The following is a 15095-nucleotide window of genomic DNA, read 5'->3' as shown; positions in this document are numbered from 1 at the left end:
CAGCACATGCGTACGTCCCAGGCGGGCGGAACCAGACAGACCGCCGTACGTCTTCCGGGTCGTGAACGGAACCGGGCCGAGCACGTCGAGCCACTCGGCGAACTCGTGGACGAAGGAGCTACAGGTACGTCCGCGTACGACCGGCCCGGTCGCGGAACAACCACCAGTTCCAGACCTGGGAAAGCACCATCAGCGGCACCATGACCGCGGCGAAGACCGTCAGAATCCGCAGGGTGCCCGCATCCGCCATCGCCTCCGCCAGCCGCAGGCCGGTGCCGGAGGTGCCGGGGGCGCCGGAGGTGACCAGCGCGAAGGGGTGCAGGCCCGCACCGAGTGCCACGACGGGCAGGGCGGCCGCACACGAGGTCGCGGCGAAGGCACGGCCCGTACGGCCCGCGCGCAGCAGAGCCGCCCCGGTGAGGAGCACGACCACAAGGGCCCCGCCCGTCGCGAGGGCGGGCCACGGGTTGACGAGGGCGTGCCGCGCCGAGGAGAGGAAGCCGGTGACGAGGACGGCCGCCGCCGCCACGGCCGCCACGAGCAGGGCGCGGCAGCCGGCCCGCGCGGCCCGCGCGCCCGGCGCGCCGCCGGTTCGCCAGGCCAGGAAGGCCGCCCCGTGCGCGAGGAACACCGCCGTGGTCGTGGCGCCGCACAGCAGCACGAAGGGGTGGAGCAGGTCGGCCGGTCCGATCGAGAAGACGTTCCGGGCGTCCAGCGGCACCCCGGCGAGGAGGCGGCCGGTCACGAGCCCCCACCCCACGGCGGGCACCAGCCCGCCCAGGAAGATCAACCCATCCCAGAGCCGGCGTGCCGTGGCGCTCCGGTGGCGGCTGCGCAACTGTACGGCGGTGTTGCCGACGACGATGCCGACCAGGATCGCCGCGAACGGGAAGTACATCCCGGACAGCAGCCGCCCTTCCAGCAAGGGGAAGGCGCCGAACAGCACGCCCGCCGCGGCCACCAGCCAGACCTCGTTGCCGAGGAAGAACGGGCCGAAGGCGTTGAGCAGCGCGCGCCGCTCGCGGTCGTCGCGGCCGAGCCGGGGAGCGAGCATCTGCACGCCGTAGTCGAAGCCGGCCAGGACGAAATAACCGGCGAGCAGCAGCCCGAGCAGGGCCGGCCACACGAGTCCGAAAGTCACGAGGGCTCCTGTTTCACAAAGCGAGCGACGAGGCGGGCCGCTCCGGCTGCCCGTCGCCGGGTGCGCCCCCCAGGTCGGTGCCTGCCGGGCCGCGGCGGGCGTACCGGACGATCAGCGCCACATCGGCGACCGCAAGCGCGAGGAACACCCCGCAGAACAGGATCAGGGACGCCGTCATCGAGCCGACGGGCGACCGTGCGGCGGCCGTTGTGAGCTCGCCGTACACCGCCCACGGCTGGCGCCCCACCTCGCGCAGCAGCCATCCGCCGAGCGCGGCGACGAAGGGCAGGGGGACGGCGACCAGCATCAGGTAGGCCGCCGGGCGGAACCGGAGGTACCAGTCCCGGTAGAGCAGGACGAGGGCCACGACGATCAGCAGGAAGATCAGATAGCCGACGTCCTGCATGACGTCGAAGGCGGTGGCGATCCAGGCGGGCGGCCGGTAGTCGCCCGCGCCGAACCGCTGCACCAGGTGCGCCTGCACGTCCTCGACGCGCAGGGAGCCGAGGTCGTCGATGTGGCCCTGCAGGGTCGCCGCCTTCATCGGCTGGGTGTCCACGAGCGTCGGGATCTGCACGAACCCGTAGTAGAGCGCCACGAACGCCGCGGGCGTGGCCACGAACAGACCGAGCCGCAGCGAGGCGCGGAAGAACTCCCGCTCCGCCGTGCGCTTGAGGAAGTGGTAGGAGCTCACCCCCGCCACGAACACTCCACCGGTCATCAGCGCGGCGGTGGCCGCGTGCACCAGCGCGTTGATCGCGTTGGGGTTGGTGAGCAGGGCGCCGAAGTCGGTGAGGTAGGCGACGCCGCCGCGCACTTCGTGCCCCACCGGGTGCTGCAGGAAGCCGTTGGCCACCATGATCCAGTACGCCGAGGCGTACGCGGTGAGGGTGACCAGCCAGATCAGCGTGACGTGCACCGCCTTGGGCAGCTTCCCCCAGCCGAAGATCCACATGCCCAGGAAGGTGGACTCGGCGAAGAAGGCGACGATCGTCTCCAGTGCGAGCGGAGCGCCGAAGACGTTGCCGGCGTACTCGGCCAGCCCGCTCCAGGCCAGCCCGAACTGGAACTCCATGACCAGGCCGGTGACGACGCCCAGTGCGTAGTTCACGACGTAGATCTGTCCCCAGAACCGGGTCATGCGCTCCAGGAGCGGTGCGCCCCGGAGGGCGTGCCGGGTGTGCATCACCGCGATCAACGGGGCGAGGCCGAGGGTGAGCATGACGAACAGCCAGTGGAAGCCGGCCGTCGTCGCGAACTGGAGGCGTGCCAGCGTCTCGTCCGTCACCGGTGTCCGCCCGTCGTCGACGTTCGCCCGTCACCGGCGGCGAGAGGACCGGGGCATGGGGGGTGCGACAAATCAGCCCTTTTCTCGCAAAGTCCGCAAGAGTGGACGGATCATATCCTTCTCGTGGCAGGTGCTGGGGGCAGCGGGCCGCATCAGGACGACGCGGGTGCCGTCCCCGCGGAGCGGAACAGGGTGCCGTCGAGCGTCATCGTGAGGCAGCGGGTCGGCTCGTCGGCCGACATGGCCGCGATGGGGCCGCCGGCCAGGACATACCGGCTGAACGTGACCCCGATGAGGTGCGCGCCTCGGGGTCGCGCACCGTTTTTTCGCACATTCGGCTCATGCCCGCGTCGTTCGGGCTCAGCGGCGGAGCCGGGTCACGGTGGCGTACAGGGCCAGGGAGAGGGCCGCCCAGCTCAGGGTGGCGGTCGTGAGGGACAGCCACAGCGGCCAGGCGGTCACGGTGAGCGCGACGACGACGGCGAAGCCGATCAGGCCGATGGCGCCGAAGGTCGCACCCCCCACGTCCTGTACGGCCTGGCGCACGCCCTCCTCCTTGGCGACGAGGGTGACGCTCGCCAGCAGGATCGCCGGGAACGCGAGGAAGAGCCCGCCCGCGCGCGGGCCGGCCAGCACGGACACCACCCCGGCGAGCGCCGACACTCCCACGCCGAACGCGAACCGGACCGCCCAGTCCCGCTTGGGCGGCCGCCGCAGCTCGCTGAGCCGCAGCCGCACCTCTTGCTCGTTCTCAGGAGGCCGCTCGTCTTCAGCAGGTCGCTCGTCTTCACAAGGTCGCTCGTCTTCAGCAGGTCGCCGGCCTTCGTAAGGTCGCCCGTCGCCGGCAACCGGGCCGTCATCGGCCATCCGGCCGTCCGCGCCGTCATCGGAGGGCCGCTCGTCATCCGAAGACCGCCGGTCGCCGGGTGCCGGGCCGTCGTCTCGGCGGGCGCTCATGACGGGTGCGCCGATGGCGGGGCGAGGTCCAGGGCCGCCGGTGGCGGGGCGAGGTCCAGGGCCGCCGGTTGGGGGGCGAGGTCCAGGGCCGCCGGTTGGGGGCGTGGACCGGGGACCGCCGTCGTCCGGACGCCGAGCAGGCCCTGCGGCGCCAGGGCGTACCCGGCGGCCACGACGACGCCCCAGACGGCGAGCGCGGCCAGCGCCCCCCGCCAGGCGCCCCACCTGCGCAGCAGAGGAGCGGCGATCAGGCAATAGAGGGTGAACCCGACCGCGCCGATCTGCATGCCCTGAGCCGAGGCGAGGACGTCGGGCACACCGGTGATGGCGGCGGTGACGATGAGGCTGGCCAGGGCCACCGAAGGGGCGGCGCAGAACACCCCGGCGAGCCGTTTCGGCGTCAGCATCTCGGCCAGCGCCGCGAAGGCCAGCACGAAGACGCCCCCGGCCAGCGCCTTCACGACGACCTCCACGATCTGGCCGGTCATCTCGCTCACCCCGCGCCCCCTCCCCCGGAGCCGACACAGATGGATCGGGGGGGCGCCGCTCGCCGGTTGAACCGCGTTGATTTCCGGCGCGAGTGTGCCCGAAACCCCCGGCGTGGACCGCGTACAGAGCGCGTCAATACTCGGTGCGAACCCGTATGAAAGCCGTCAAGAGCGTCCAACTGCCACCGATTCGGGACTTTGCTTGTGCTGAGACCGTCAACGGTCCACCGGTCCCGTACGCCGAGCTGCAGGCTCCTAGAGTGACCAGGGAACGGGGGCGGGACGTACGCGGGGTGCGGGCGCTGATCGCGGCCGCGCACACGACCGGCCGCGCGCCGGGCTTCCTGGGGAGCCCGGCGTGACCGTGCTCGAACTCAATCCGGCCCTCGACAGGGAGAGGTGATCGGCCATGCCACGCGGGCGGCTGCGGATCTACCTCGGCGCGGCACCCGGGGTCGGGAAGACGTACGCCATGCTGTGCGAGGGCCACCGCCGCGGCGAACGCGGCACGGACGTCGTGGTCGGCCTGGTGGAGACCCACGGCCGCGCTCGCACCGCGGAGCTGCTGGAGGGGCTGGAGATCGTCCCCCGCAGGACCGTGACGTACCGGGGTGCGGCCTTCACCGAGCTGGACGCCGACGCGGTGATCGCCCGGCGCCCGAGCGTCGCCCTGGTCGACGAGCTGGCGCACACCAACGCGCCGGGCTCGCGCAACGCCAAGCGCTGGCAGGACATCGACGACCTGCTCGACGCCGGGATCGACGTGATCTCCACGGTCAACATCCAGCACCTGGAGTCGGTCAACGACGTCGTCCAGCACATCACCGGCATCCCGCAGCGCGAGACCGTGCCCGACGAGGTCGTACGGCGGGCCGACCAGGTCGAGCTGGTCGACATGGCTCCTGAGGCGCTGCGGCGGCGGCTCGCGCACGGCAACGTGTATCTGCCGGAGAAGGTGGACGCCGCGCTCGCCAACTATTTCCGCGTCGGCAACCTCACCGCGCTGCGCGAGCTGGCCCTGCTGTGGCTCGCCGACGAGGTGGACGAGCAGCTCGACCGCTACCGGGCCGAGCACGGCATCGCCGACACGTGGGAGGCGCGCGAGCGGGTCGTCGTCGCGCTGACCGGGGGACCGGAGGGCGACACCCTCGTCCGGCGCGCGGCCCGCATCGCCGCCCGCACCAAGGGCGCCGACCTGCTCGCCGTCCACGTCACCCGGGCGGACGGGCTCGCCTCCGGGGGCGACCCGGCGCTGCTGGCGCGCCAGCGCGCCCTCGTGGAGAGCATGGGCGGCACCTATCACCAGGTCGTCGGCGACGACATCCCCCGCGCGCTGCTCGACTTCGCCCGCGGCGTCAACGCCACCCAGCTCGTGCTCGGCGCCTCCCGGCGCGGCCGGATCGCGCAGATCTTCGGCCGAGGGGTGGGCGTCGAGACGACCGCCAGGTCGGGCTCGATCGACGTCCACATGATCACGCACGAGCAGGTCAAGAAGGGACGGGAGGGCCCGCAGCGGTCGCGGGCGGCCCTCACCCGGCGGCGCAGGCTGACGGGGTGGACCGTCGCGCTCACCGGCCTGCCGCTGCTCACCGCCGTCCTGCTGCCCTTCCGGGACACGCTGTCGCTGCCGAGCTTCATCCTGCTGTTCCTGACCACCGTCGTGGGCGTGGCACTGATCGGCGGCATGTGGCCGGCGATCACGGCGGCGGTCGCCGGATCACTGCTGATCAACTTCTTCTTCACCCCGCCGACGCACACGCTCACGATCGCCGACCCGGAGAACCTCTTCGCCCTGGCCGTCTTCGTCGTCGTCGCGGCGGCGGTCAGCATGATCGTGGACGTGGCGGCCCGCCGTACGCGGGAGGCGGCCCGCGCAGGGGCGGACGCCGAGATCCTGTCCGCGCTGGCCGGGCACGTGCTGCGCGGCGAGGGAGCCGTGCCGTCCCTGCTCGCGCGTACGCGGGAGACGTTCGGCCTGGTCTCGGTCACCCTGCTGGAACGGCGGCCTGAGGCGGGACAGGGGCCGGACGACCGGTCCGACCCCGCCTCGTGGCGGATCGTCGCCACCTCGGGGGGAGAGCCGTGCACCTGCCCGGACGCCGCGGGCACCGACGTGGACATCGACGGCGACCTCGTGCTCGCCGCGCGCGGTCGGCTGCTCGACGCCTCCGAGCGCCGCGTCATCGAGGCGTTCGCCGCGCAGATGGCCGTCGCCCTGCGGCAGGAACGGCTGGAGGAGGAGGCCGGGCAGGCCAGGCCGCTCGCGGAGGCCGACCGGATGCGCACCGCGCTGCTCGCGGCGGTCAGCCACGACCTGCGCACCCCGCTGGCCGCGGCGAAGGCATCCGTGGAGAGTCTGCGCGCCACCGACGTCGAGTGGTCCCCGGAGGACCGCGCCGAGCTGCTGGAGGCCGCGGACGAGTCGCTGGCCAGACTCGACCGCCTGGTGGCCAACCTGCTCGACATGAGCCGCCTGCAGGCCGGGGTGCTCGGCGTGGCCGCCCAGCCGGTCGCCGTCGAGGAGGTCGTGCCCCGGGCGGTGGACGACCTCGGGCCGCTCGCCGCCGAGGTGAAGATCGACATCCCGCACGACCTCCCCGAGGTCGTCGCCGATCCGGCGCTGCTGGAGCGGGTGCTCGCCAACCTCGTCGGCAACGCCGTCCGCTACACCCCCGCAGGAGAGAACGTGCTCGTCACCGCCAGCAGATACGGAGACCGGGCCGAGATCCGGATAATCGACCGCGGGCCCGGTGTGCCGCGCGACGCCTACGACCGGATCTTCCTGCCCTTCCAGCGGCTGGGCGACCGGGACAACCACAGCGGCGTCGGGCTGGGCCTGGCCCTGGCGCGCGGACTGACCGAGGCGATGGGAGGCCGGTTGTCACCCGACGAGACACCCGGGGGAGGGCTCACCATGATCCTGACCCTGCCCGTCGCCGTACACCTCCACGACCTGCGGGAGAGCCCCGCGGATCTGGGGGGTGCGGCGTCATGAGCCGGATCCTCGTCGTCGACGACGAGCCGCAGATCCTCCGCGCGCTGCGGATCAACCTGGCGGCGCGCGGGTATGAGGTCGCCGTCGCGGCGGACGGCGGCTCCGCGTTGCGCGAGGCCGCGGACCGGCGTCCCGACCTGATCGTGCTGGACCTCGGGCTGCCCGACATGGACGGAGTCGACGTCATCCACGGCGTACGCGGCTGGAGCAGCGTGCCGATCATCGTGCTGTCGGGACGCAGCGGCAACCAGGACAAGATCGACGCGCTGGACGCCGGGGCGGACGACTACGTCACCAAGCCCTTCGGGGTGGACGAGCTGCTGGCCCGCGTACGCGCGGTGACCCGGCGCACCGGCTCCCGGGAGAGCGAGCCCGCCCGCGTGAGCATCGGGGAGCACGTGATCGACCTCGCCGAGAAGACCGTTTCCGGCGACGTACGGCTGACTCCGACCGAATGGCACATCCTCGAACTGCTCGTGCGCAATCCCGGCAAGCTGATCAGCCAGCGGCAGCTGCTGCGCGAGGTGTGGGGCACGCAGTACGTCAAGGAGACGCATTACCTGCGGCAGTACATGGCTCAGCTCCGGCGCAAGCTGGAGAAGGATCCCGCCCACCCCGTCCACCTGATCACCGAGCCCGGCATGGGCTACCGCTTCACCTCCTGACGGCCGCACTTCCGCTGCCATCCTTCGAACGCTCCGGCACGCGTCGTGGGACGGCGCTTAGAGGCAGGACGCCTCGGGACGGCGTCCTGCGGACGGCTCGAAACGGGCGTTGGGAAAGTGCGTCCAGGGACGGGGTCGAGGGCGCGGAACTGTCGGTCGGGTCCGGAAGAATCACTCTCATCATGACCACCACCGCGCTGCCCACGTCCGCGCCGCCCGTCGCCGCGCGGACCATCACTGCGCCGCCCCCGCCCGTCCCGGCCACCGTCGCCGCGCCGCCCGTTGCCGCGCCGCCCGTTGCCGCGCCGGCCGAGGCGTCGGCACGTGCCCTGCCGATCGAGCTCATCGACGGCCCGGGAGGCAGGCTCTACCTGCTGCCCTTCGCGCCGCTCACCCCCGACGACTGCGAGGCCTTGTCCGTGCTCCTCGCCGCCCGCGCCGCCGCCGTACGCAGGAAGGAGTCCGCCATGCTCCAGCCCGAGTAGACCCGGCCTGCGCTCTCCAAGGGGGTGTGTGGTGCGGATCACATCAGGTGCGTGTCACGTATGGGCGGGCCGCTTCCATCTGCTGGTCGTCAACGGTTCGGACGAGGAGACGGAACGATGAGCGCACAGCACGAAGCCGGGGCGGCGACCACCCACCGAGTGGTGATCCTCGGGGCGGGATACGCGGGCCTGTCCGCGGCGATCCAGCTCGGGACGAGGGTCAAGCCGGGCGGCAACGTGCGGGTGACCCTGGTGAACGCGCAGGAGCGGTTCACCGAGCGGCTGCGGCTGCACATGACGGCGAGCGGGCAGCGGCTCGCCGAGCTGAGCATCCCCGAGCTGCTGGAGGGCACGGCCGCGCACTTCGAGCGCGGGTGGGTGACGGCGGTGGACGTGAACGCGAAGACCGTGCGGATCGACGACGAACGCGTCCTGCCCTACGACACGCTCGTGTACGCGCTGGGCGGCGTGGCCGACACGGCGGCGGTCCCGGGAGTCGAGGACCACGCCTACACCCTGAACACCGCCCAGGACGCCGAGGTGCTGGCCGACCGGCTGTCGGGGCTCGGCAGCGGCACGGTGGTGGTCGTCGGCAGCGGGCTGACCGGCGTCGAGTCGGCCGCGGAGATCGCCGAGCGGCACCCGGAGCTGCGCGTCGTGCTGCTGGGCCGCGGCGAACCCGGTGCGGCCATGAACCCGAAGGCCAGGGCTTATGTGCGGGCCGCGCTCGACCGCCTGAAGGTGCAGGTGCGCAGCGGAGTCGAGGTGGTGAAGGTGCTGCCCGGCACGGTCAAGCTGGCCGGCGGGGAGAGCGTGCCGGCCGACGCCGTCCTGTGGACGAGCGGCACGCGGGTGTCGCCGCTGGCGTCCGCCGCCGGGCTGACCGTCGACGACCACGGCCGGGTCGTCACCGACGCCGCACTGCGGTCGGTGTCCCACCCCGAGGTGTACGCCGTGGGTGACGCGGCGGCGATCCGTCAGGGCTACGGCGTCATGCACGGCACCTGCCAGGGCGGCATGCCGACCGGTGTGCACGCCGCGCTGTCGATCCTCCGGACGCTGAAGGGCAAGCGGCCCAAGCCGTTCCGCTTCGGCTACTACCACACGCCGGTCAGCCTGGGCCGGAACGACGCGGTCGTGCAGTTCACCCACCCCGACGACAGCCCCCGGCGGCTGTATCTGACGGGCCGCGTCGCCATGCGATACAAGGAGACGGTGACCGCAGCACCATGGCCCACGTGGGGCCGCATGAAGAAGATGCCCGCCTCGGGCGCGTTCTGGCCCCGCGGTGGCCGCTTCACCCGCGTGCGGGAGGCGTGATGACCGAGCTCCCCGGCGTGGCCGAGCCCTCCGGCATGACCGGGCCTCCCGACACGCCCCAGCCTCCCGGCGTGAGCGAGACTCCTGGCATGACCGGGCCTCCCGGCGTGGCCGAGCTCTCCGGCATGGGCCTGCCTCCCGGTATGACCCGGAGTCCTGGCATCACGCAGCCTGGCGACCTCGACCAGCAGGTGTTCGTGCAGCATCGCAACCTGCTGTTCTCGGTGGCCTACCGCGTCCTCGGCTCCGCGGCCGACGCCGAGGACGCGGTCCAGGACGCCTGGCTCAACTGGTCGGCGGCCGACCGTTCGCAGGTGGCCGACCCGAAGGCGTACCTGACGCGGATCGTGTCGAACGTGGCGCTGGAGCGCTTGCGCTCCACGCAGCGTAAGCGTGAGGCCTACGTGGGGCCGTGGCTGCCGGAGCCCATCCTGACCAGCGCAGACACCGCCGAGACCATCGCCGACGCCGATTCGGTGTCGATGGCGATGCTCGTGGTGCTTGAGACGCTGAGCCCGCTTGAGCGCGCGGTGTTCGTGCTCAAGGAGGTCTTCGACTTCAGCCACGCCGAGATCGCGGAGGCGGTCGAGCGTTCCGAGGCCGCCGTACGGCAGGCCGCGCACCGCGCCCGCGAGCACGTGGCGGCCCGGCGGCCGCGCTTCGCGGCGGACCGGTCGCGGCAGCGTCAGGTCACCGAGCGGTTCTTCGCCGCCGCGACCGGCGGTGACATGAATGCTTTGATGGAGCTGCTGTCCCCGGACGTCACCCTGTGGACGGACGGCGGCGGCAAGGTACGCCAGGCCCTGCGCCCGGTCATCGGCGCGGCGACGGTGGCCGCCTGGTTCGCCTCCATCGGCACGGTCAGCTACCAGGGCGTCGAGCCCGCAGACATGAACGCCGAGCTCGTCGAGATCAACGGCGGTCCCGGCATCGTCTTCGGCGCCCCGGGTCGCGTGATCGCCACCGTCACCTTCGATTTCGACACCGACGGCCGGATCACCACCATCCACAACGTGGCCAACCCGGACAAGCTCCAGGCGGTCGCGGATGGCACTCCCCGCAGTCTCGGGACGCGGTGAGCCCCGCGTGAGGGTGGCCGCTCAGGACACGCAGCAGGTGGAGCAGACCTCGGCGTCCGGCAGCGTGACCCACAGGCAGCACGTGCGGCGGCGATATCCGTCGCCGTCGGGCGTTAGCAGTCCGGCCACCGGCGGCCCGATCTCGTCCAGCAGGCGGGCCGCCTCGGCGTACGGACCGATCGTGAGCAGCGGGTGGGCGAACGCCTCCGCGGTCGAGCCCCACAGGGTGCGCTCGCCCACCTTGGTCAGGGTGCCGAGCGCCCTGACGAACGGATACTGGCTCTCCAGGAGCGCCTTCCTGATGGCCGCCGCGAGGTCGGGCACGACGACGGTGCCCTCGGCTCCGGCCAGCGGGTCGCCGGGGAGCACGGCGACGGTCACCCGCGACGCCGCCACCGTCACCCCCGCGGCGGACGGCCTGACCAGCGTGTCCTCCAGGCGCATCAGCGGCACCCGGCGGCCGAGACCCCAGCCCAGGGCCATCGGCATCGTGTGCCAGTAGCCGTAGGTCTTCCACAGCAGCGCCGCCGCCACGTGACGCGGCGCGCTCCAGCGTGCGGCCGTCTCGTCCACCAGCGCGAGCAGTCCCTCGTACGGCTCTCGCACCAGGGCGGCGGCAGGGGTCCAGCCGGGGGAGTCGTCGGCGACCAGCCCGGGCAGCACCCCCAGCACGCCGCCGCGCTCCGCCGCGAGGCCTTCCAGATGGCTGGAAAGGGTGTCGAGCAGCACTCCGCACTCCTTGGTCTCAGTGGTGGTCATCGGTGGTGGTCTCTGGCGAGGAAGAGCAGCCGGGCCCGCTTGTCCGGCAGGTCGATCTCGGGCCCGAGCGTGAAGCCGGTCCGCAGCATCCGGTCGATCACCTTGTCGTTGCGGGTGTCCGGCTCGGCGACGATCCGGGTGTGGCGCGGGTCGGCGAACACGTACGCCAGGAGCACGGACAGCAGGGCGGGGGTGAAGCCGCGCTCGCCCTTCCCCGTCGCCGGCCCGACGAGCAGGTGGACGCCGAAGTCGCCCGGCTGGACGTCGTAGCACTCCCCGACCGGGTCGGCCTCCGGCTCGTATGTCTGGAAGAGCGCCACCGGCCGGTCGTCGCGGCACACGAGATAGGCGTGATGGGTGGCGAGGCCATCCAGATAGTCGTAGATCTCCAGCACCCGCTCGCGGCTCGCGTCGAGCATGCCCCAGAACCGGGCCCGCTCCTCGGTGACCCAGGAGTGGATGAGATCGGCGTCGGCCGGCGGGTCCACCGGCACGATGCGGAAGGTGCCGAACCCCTCGACCGTCTGTTCCCACACGGCCGCACGCCGTGCGGGGGCCGTGGTGTGCGCCTCAGTCGTCATGCCGCTCCTCGATGAGTAGGTCCCAGTCGGTGATCACCGGTGCGAGTTCACCGCGCAGCCACAGCGGGTGCTGGTCACGCCAATGGGGGTCGCCGGGCACGCCGCTCGCGCCGAACGGCACGATCCACAGGCTCCCGTCGCGCCGCGCGAGGTCCCACACGTAGCGCGCCGCCGGGCCCCGGGCGAAGTGATGGGTGACGCCCGGCACGCTCGACGTGGACAGCACGCAGTCGTGGTCCCCCGGCACGCCCGCCTCCCCCGGCACCGCGTCGTCCACAGAGCCCTGGCTTTCCACACGGCCCGTGTCCACAGAGCCCGCGCCTTCCACAGAACCCGCGCATGCGTCGTCCACAGAAGCCGGGTCGTCCACACGGCCCGTGTCCACCGGGCTCGCGCCTTCCACAGAACCCGCGCATGCGTTGTCCACAGAGCCTGGGTTGTCCACAGAAGACTGCAGGGCGCGCCAGGGGGCGAGGCGGTGCAGGTCGCCCCACCGGACGCCGGCGAGCTCGTCGCGTGCCGCCACCTCCTCCAGCGCCGCCCGGGCCAGCTCCGCAAGGGCCGCCCGGTCCAGCCCGGGCAGCACGTCGGTCGTCAGCAGGCTCTCCAGCGCGTACGCGACACGGGGGGTCAGCGCGAGCCACGGCCGGAAGACCTCGGGCGCCTCCGCGTCCACCCCGGCCAGGCATGCCAGGGCGGGGTGGGCCGCCAGGCGGCGCACCACCTCGGCGCGGACCTCCGCGTACGCCGCCGCGTCGATGCTGGCGACGTCCATGCGCCGGTCCCAGGCCGCCAGCCGGTCCCGCAGGCGTACGGCCTCGGGACTGAGCCCGCCCAGGCCGTCCAGCCCGGCCAGTCCGTCCAGCCCGGCCTGCCCGCGCAGCAGGTCGAGGAGAGGGCCGGCGCTCGGCAGCAGGGTGTCGGTGTGGACGGACGCCATGTCCGCGGCCGACCAGCGCGGCGAACCGTCGAGCAGCCGCCGGATCCGGTCGGCGCGGTGGCGCGGTGCGAACTCGACGCCGAGCGGCGCGGCGATCCCCCGCTCGTTGGCCATGACGGTGATGCCGGAGATCTCGCGGCGGGGCAGCGGCGCGTAGTCGCCGCTCCACTCGTGGCCGGGCTCCCAGGCGGGCACGGCCCGCAGCCCGTTGTCCGGATGACGGACGGGCACCACCCCGGCGACGCGGTGCAGGAGGCCGCCGGAGGTGTCGGCGGCGAGCACGACGTTGACGGGCTCGGCCCAGTGGTCGAGCGCCCGGTCCACGTCGGCCACCGTCTTCGCCCGCAGCAGCGACGGCAGCGCCGCGAACCCCAGGTCATGGCGCACCCGGGGCGGATAGCGCAGGCTCACCGCCTCCCACACACCGCCCGGAAAGCCACGCGGAAAGCCACGCGCGTGATCCGGACCTTCCGCGGTCGCCGGTCCCCCCTCGCCCACTTCCGGCCCGGGCCCGGCGTGCATGACGACCGGGCCGCGCTCGGTCTCGACGACCTCGACCTCGACCGGGGCCTCCCCCGCCACCTCGATGGTCTCGACGTGGGCGGCGCAGGGACGCCAGCCGTCCGGTCCCAGCGCCTCGACGCCGCCGTCCCGCCGCCGGAGCCGCTCGCGGTAGAGGTCCTGGTAGTCGGCCATGGCGTTGGTGATCGCCCAGGCGACCGAGCCGGCGTGCCCGAAATGGGCGATGCCCGGAACGCCTGGCACGGCCAGCCCGATCACGTCGAACTCGGGACAGGCCAGACGAATCTGCTGATAGAAGCCGGGGTCCTCGATGAAGCGATGAGGATCGCCCGCGATCAGAGCCGCGCCGGTGGTGGTGCGATCGGCGGGGACCAGCCAGCCGTTGCTCCCGCCGCTGCCCGGCCCGTCGGCCGCGAACACCGCGACCGCCTCGGGACCCAGCCGCTCGGCCACCGCCGCGCGCCACAGCTTGGCCGGAAAATGCGCGAAGAGGATGTGGTGCGACAGCCAGATCGCCATCGGCGTCCACGGCTCCCACCGGCCCGGCGTGAGCCCCGCGGCCGTCCCCTCCCGCGACGCCGCGAACTCCGGAGCCCGGCGTGCTCCCGCGGGCATCTCCTCCCGCGCGCACTCCTGAGCCTGGCGCGTTCCCGCGGCCGTCTCCTCCCGCGCGGACTCCGGATTCCGGCGCGTTCCCGCGGCCGTCCCCTCCCGTGACGCGGTGAACTCGGGAGCCCGGCGTACCCCCGCAGCAAGCCCCGCGTTGACGCCGTCCACGTAGGCGCGCACCCAGCGCGCCGTGTCGTCGTCCAGGGCGTCCAGGGCGCGCAGGCAGCGCTCGGCGGTGTCCGCCAGCCGGGCCTGCCGGGCGAAGTGGTCCCACGCGACGGCGTCCGGACCGAGGATCGCCGCCGACGTGCCGGTCGCCCGGCGCCGCTCGACCTCGATCTGCCAGGCCCGGTCGATCGCCGTGACACGTCCCTGCGCGAAGGCCAGCTCGTACGGATCGCCCGCGCGCAGGTGGGGAATGCCCCAGGCGTCCCGATAGAGCCCGTTCGGCGTGGTCATCGCGTGGCCGTACGGCGGCGGGCGGCGGGGACGACCAGCGGTGTGCCGGTCTCGGGGTCGTCGATCACCCGGCAGGGCAGCCGGAAGACCTCCTCCACCAGGTCGGCCGTCATGACCTCGCCCGGCGTCCCGGCGGCCACGACCCGGCCGTCGCGCATCGCGATCAGATGAGTGGCGTAGCGGGCGGCGTGGTTGAGGTCGTGGAGCACCGCCACGAGCGTGCGTCCGCGCTCCTCGTGCAGCCGGGCGCACAGGTCGAGCACCTCGATCTGGTGGGCGATGTCCAGATAGGTCGTCGGCTCGTCCAGGAGCAGCAGCGGCGTCTCCTGTGCCAGCGCCATCGCGATCCACACGCGCTGGCGCTGCCCGCCGGACAGTTCGTCGACCAGGCGTCCGGCCAGGTCGGCGACCCCGGTGGCCTCCATCGACGCGTGCACCACCCGCTCGTCGTCGGACGACCACTGGCGCAGCAGCCGCTGGTGGGGATAGCGCCCGCGGCCGACGAGTTCGGCGACCGTGATGCCGTCCGGCGCGACGGACGTCTGGGGCAGCAGGCCGAGGGTCCTGGCGACCTTCCTGGCGGGCAGGGCGGAGATGTCCCGCCCGTCCAGCAGCACGCTGCCCGCGGCGGGCCGGAGCGTGCGCGCCAGCGCCCGCAGCAGCGTGGACTTGCCACAGGCGTTGGGTCCGATGATCACGGTGAACGACCGGTCGGGGATGACGACGTCGAGACCCTCGGCCACGACCCTCTTGTCGTACGAGAGGGTGAGCGCGCTGCCGCGCAGGCGCGGCCCGTCCTCCTGCATG

General features: G+C 72.9%; 15 protein-coding genes. 6 read left to right on the top strand and 9 right to left on the bottom strand.

Annotated elements, in window-relative coordinates; genetic code table 11:
* Positions 1-118 precede the first annotated feature (118 nt).
* The 5 genes from cydB to HCK04_RS25960 all read right to left on the bottom strand — a co-directional run bounded on the left by cydB (position 119) and on the right by HCK04_RS25960 (position 3883).
* Positions 119-1141 carry a cytochrome d ubiquinol oxidase subunit II gene (gene cydB, locus HCK04_RS25980; RefSeq protein WP_142650012.1) on the bottom strand — a complete coding sequence of 341 codons (1023 nt, stop codon included), beginning with the start codon at positions 1139-1141 and terminating at the stop codon, positions 119-121.
* 13 nt (positions 1142-1154) lie between these two features.
* Positions 1155-2429 carry a cytochrome ubiquinol oxidase subunit I gene (locus HCK04_RS25975; protein ID WP_142650011.1) on the bottom strand — a complete coding sequence of 425 codons (1275 nt, stop codon included), beginning with the start codon at positions 2427-2429 and terminating at the stop codon, positions 1155-1157.
* A gap of 152 nt (positions 2430-2581) precedes the next feature.
* On the bottom strand, positions 2582-2761 hold the full coding sequence (locus HCK04_RS25970; protein ID WP_142650010.1) for a hypothetical protein: 180 nt from the start codon (positions 2759-2761) through the stop codon (positions 2582-2584).
* Between the two features lie 28 nt (positions 2762-2789).
* Positions 2790-3167: a DUF3147 family protein gene (locus HCK04_RS25965; protein WP_168066259.1), complete on the bottom strand. Its 378-nt coding sequence runs from the start codon at positions 3165-3167 to the stop codon at positions 2790-2792.
* 215 nt (positions 3168-3382) lie between these two features.
* On the bottom strand, positions 3383-3883 hold the full coding sequence (locus HCK04_RS25960) for a DUF3147 family protein (RefSeq protein ID WP_142650008.1): 501 nt from the start codon (positions 3881-3883) through the stop codon (positions 3383-3385).
* A gap of 251 nt (positions 3884-4134) precedes the next feature.
* Here HCK04_RS25960 and HCK04_RS43770 point away from each other — a divergent pair, with 251 nt between their 5' ends.
* The 6 genes from HCK04_RS43770 to HCK04_RS25930 all read left to right on the top strand — a co-directional run bounded on the left by HCK04_RS43770 (position 4135) and on the right by HCK04_RS25930 (position 10418).
* On the top strand, positions 4135-4236 hold the full coding sequence (locus HCK04_RS43770) for a potassium-transporting ATPase subunit C (RefSeq protein WP_142650007.1): 102 nt from the start codon (positions 4135-4137) through the stop codon (positions 4234-4236).
* A 47-nt stretch (positions 4237-4283) separates the two neighbouring features.
* The gene (locus HCK04_RS25950; RefSeq protein WP_142650006.1) at positions 4284-6869 is read left to right on the top strand and encodes a sensor histidine kinase KdpD; all 2586 of its coding nucleotides are present in this window, start codon (positions 4284-4286) and stop codon (positions 6867-6869) included.
* Entirely contained in the window at positions 6866-7534 is a 669-nt protein-coding gene (locus HCK04_RS25945) for a response regulator (RefSeq protein WP_142650005.1), read from the top strand. Before HCK04_RS25950 ends, HCK04_RS25945 begins: the two co-directional genes overlap by 4 nt.
* 182 nt (positions 7535-7716) lie before the next feature.
* Complete coding sequence (locus HCK04_RS25940) at positions 7717-8019, top strand: hypothetical protein (RefSeq protein ID WP_142650004.1); 303 nt, start codon at positions 7717-7719, stop codon at positions 8017-8019.
* Between the two features lie 117 nt (positions 8020-8136).
* Entirely contained in the window at positions 8137-9339 is a 1203-nt protein-coding gene (locus HCK04_RS25935; RefSeq protein WP_142650003.1) for an FAD-dependent oxidoreductase, read from the top strand.
* Positions 9339-10418, top strand: coding sequence for an RNA polymerase sigma-70 factor (locus HCK04_RS25930; RefSeq protein WP_312845771.1), 1080 nt, complete (start codon positions 9339-9341; stop codon positions 10416-10418). Before HCK04_RS25935 ends, HCK04_RS25930 begins: the two co-directional genes overlap by 1 nt.
* A 21-nt stretch (positions 10419-10439) precedes the next feature.
* Here HCK04_RS25930 and HCK04_RS25925 read toward each other — a convergent pair whose 3' ends face one another.
* The 4 genes from HCK04_RS25925 to HCK04_RS25910 are packed head-to-tail and all read right to left on the bottom strand — an operon-like array spanning position 10440 to position 15094.
* A complete protein-coding gene (locus HCK04_RS25925) occupies positions 10440-11177 on the bottom strand; it encodes a (2Fe-2S)-binding protein (RefSeq protein ID WP_142650002.1) in 738 nt (245 codons plus the stop codon).
* Complete coding sequence (locus HCK04_RS25920; protein ID WP_142650001.1) at positions 11174-11758, bottom strand: GNAT family N-acetyltransferase; 585 nt, start codon at positions 11756-11758, stop codon at positions 11174-11176. The genes HCK04_RS25925 and HCK04_RS25920 overlap by 4 nt, the downstream gene beginning before the upstream one ends.
* Positions 11748-14288, bottom strand: a complete 2541-nt coding sequence (locus tag HCK04_RS25915; RefSeq protein WP_142650000.1) for a penicillin acylase family protein — start codon at positions 14286-14288, stop codon at positions 11748-11750. Before HCK04_RS25915 ends, HCK04_RS25920 begins: the two co-directional genes overlap by 11 nt.
* The gene (locus HCK04_RS25910; RefSeq protein ID WP_142650078.1) at positions 14285-15094 is read right to left on the bottom strand and encodes an ABC transporter ATP-binding protein; all 810 of its coding nucleotides are present in this window, start codon (positions 15092-15094) and stop codon (positions 14285-14287) included. The genes HCK04_RS25915 and HCK04_RS25910 overlap by 4 nt, the downstream gene beginning before the upstream one ends.
* Position 15095 lies beyond the last annotated feature (1 nt).

This window comes from Microbispora sp. CL1-1, from assembly GCF_012034195.1.
Lineage (GTDB): Bacteria > Actinomycetota > Actinomycetes > Streptosporangiales > Streptosporangiaceae > Microbispora.
Note: the sequence above shows the minus strand (reverse complement) of the source record. Positions and strands in the feature narration are given on the sequence as shown.

Coding starts and splice junctions, on each gene's coding strand:
- HCK04_RS25950 (WP_142650006.1), top strand. CDS start 4,284: ATGCCACGCGGGCGGCTGCGGATCTACCTCGGCGCGGCACCCGGGGTC.
- HCK04_RS25945 (WP_142650005.1), top strand. CDS start 6,866: ATGAGCCGGATCCTCGTCGTCGACGACGAGCCGCAGATCCTCCGCGCG.
- HCK04_RS25940 (WP_142650004.1), top strand. CDS start 7,717: ATGACCACCACCGCGCTGCCCACGTCCGCGCCGCCCGTCGCCGCGCGG.
- HCK04_RS25935 (WP_142650003.1), top strand. CDS start 8,137: ATGAGCGCACAGCACGAAGCCGGGGCGGCGACCACCCACCGAGTGGTG.
- HCK04_RS25930 (WP_312845771.1), top strand. CDS start 9,339: ATGACCGAGCTCCCCGGCGTGGCCGAGCCCTCCGGCATGACCGGGCCT.
- HCK04_RS25925 (WP_142650002.1), bottom strand. CDS start 11,177: ATGACCACCACTGAGACCAAGGAGTGCGGAGTGCTGCTCGACACCCTT.
- HCK04_RS25920 (WP_142650001.1), bottom strand. CDS start 11,758: ATGACGACTGAGGCGCACACCACGGCCCCCGCACGGCGTGCGGCCGTG.
- HCK04_RS25915 (WP_142650000.1), bottom strand. CDS start 14,288: ATGACCACGCCGAACGGGCTCTATCGGGACGCCTGGGGCATTCCCCAC.
- HCK04_RS25910 (WP_142650078.1), bottom strand. CDS start 15,094: ATGCAGGAGGACGGGCCGCGCCTGCGCGGCAGCGCGCTCACCCTCTCG.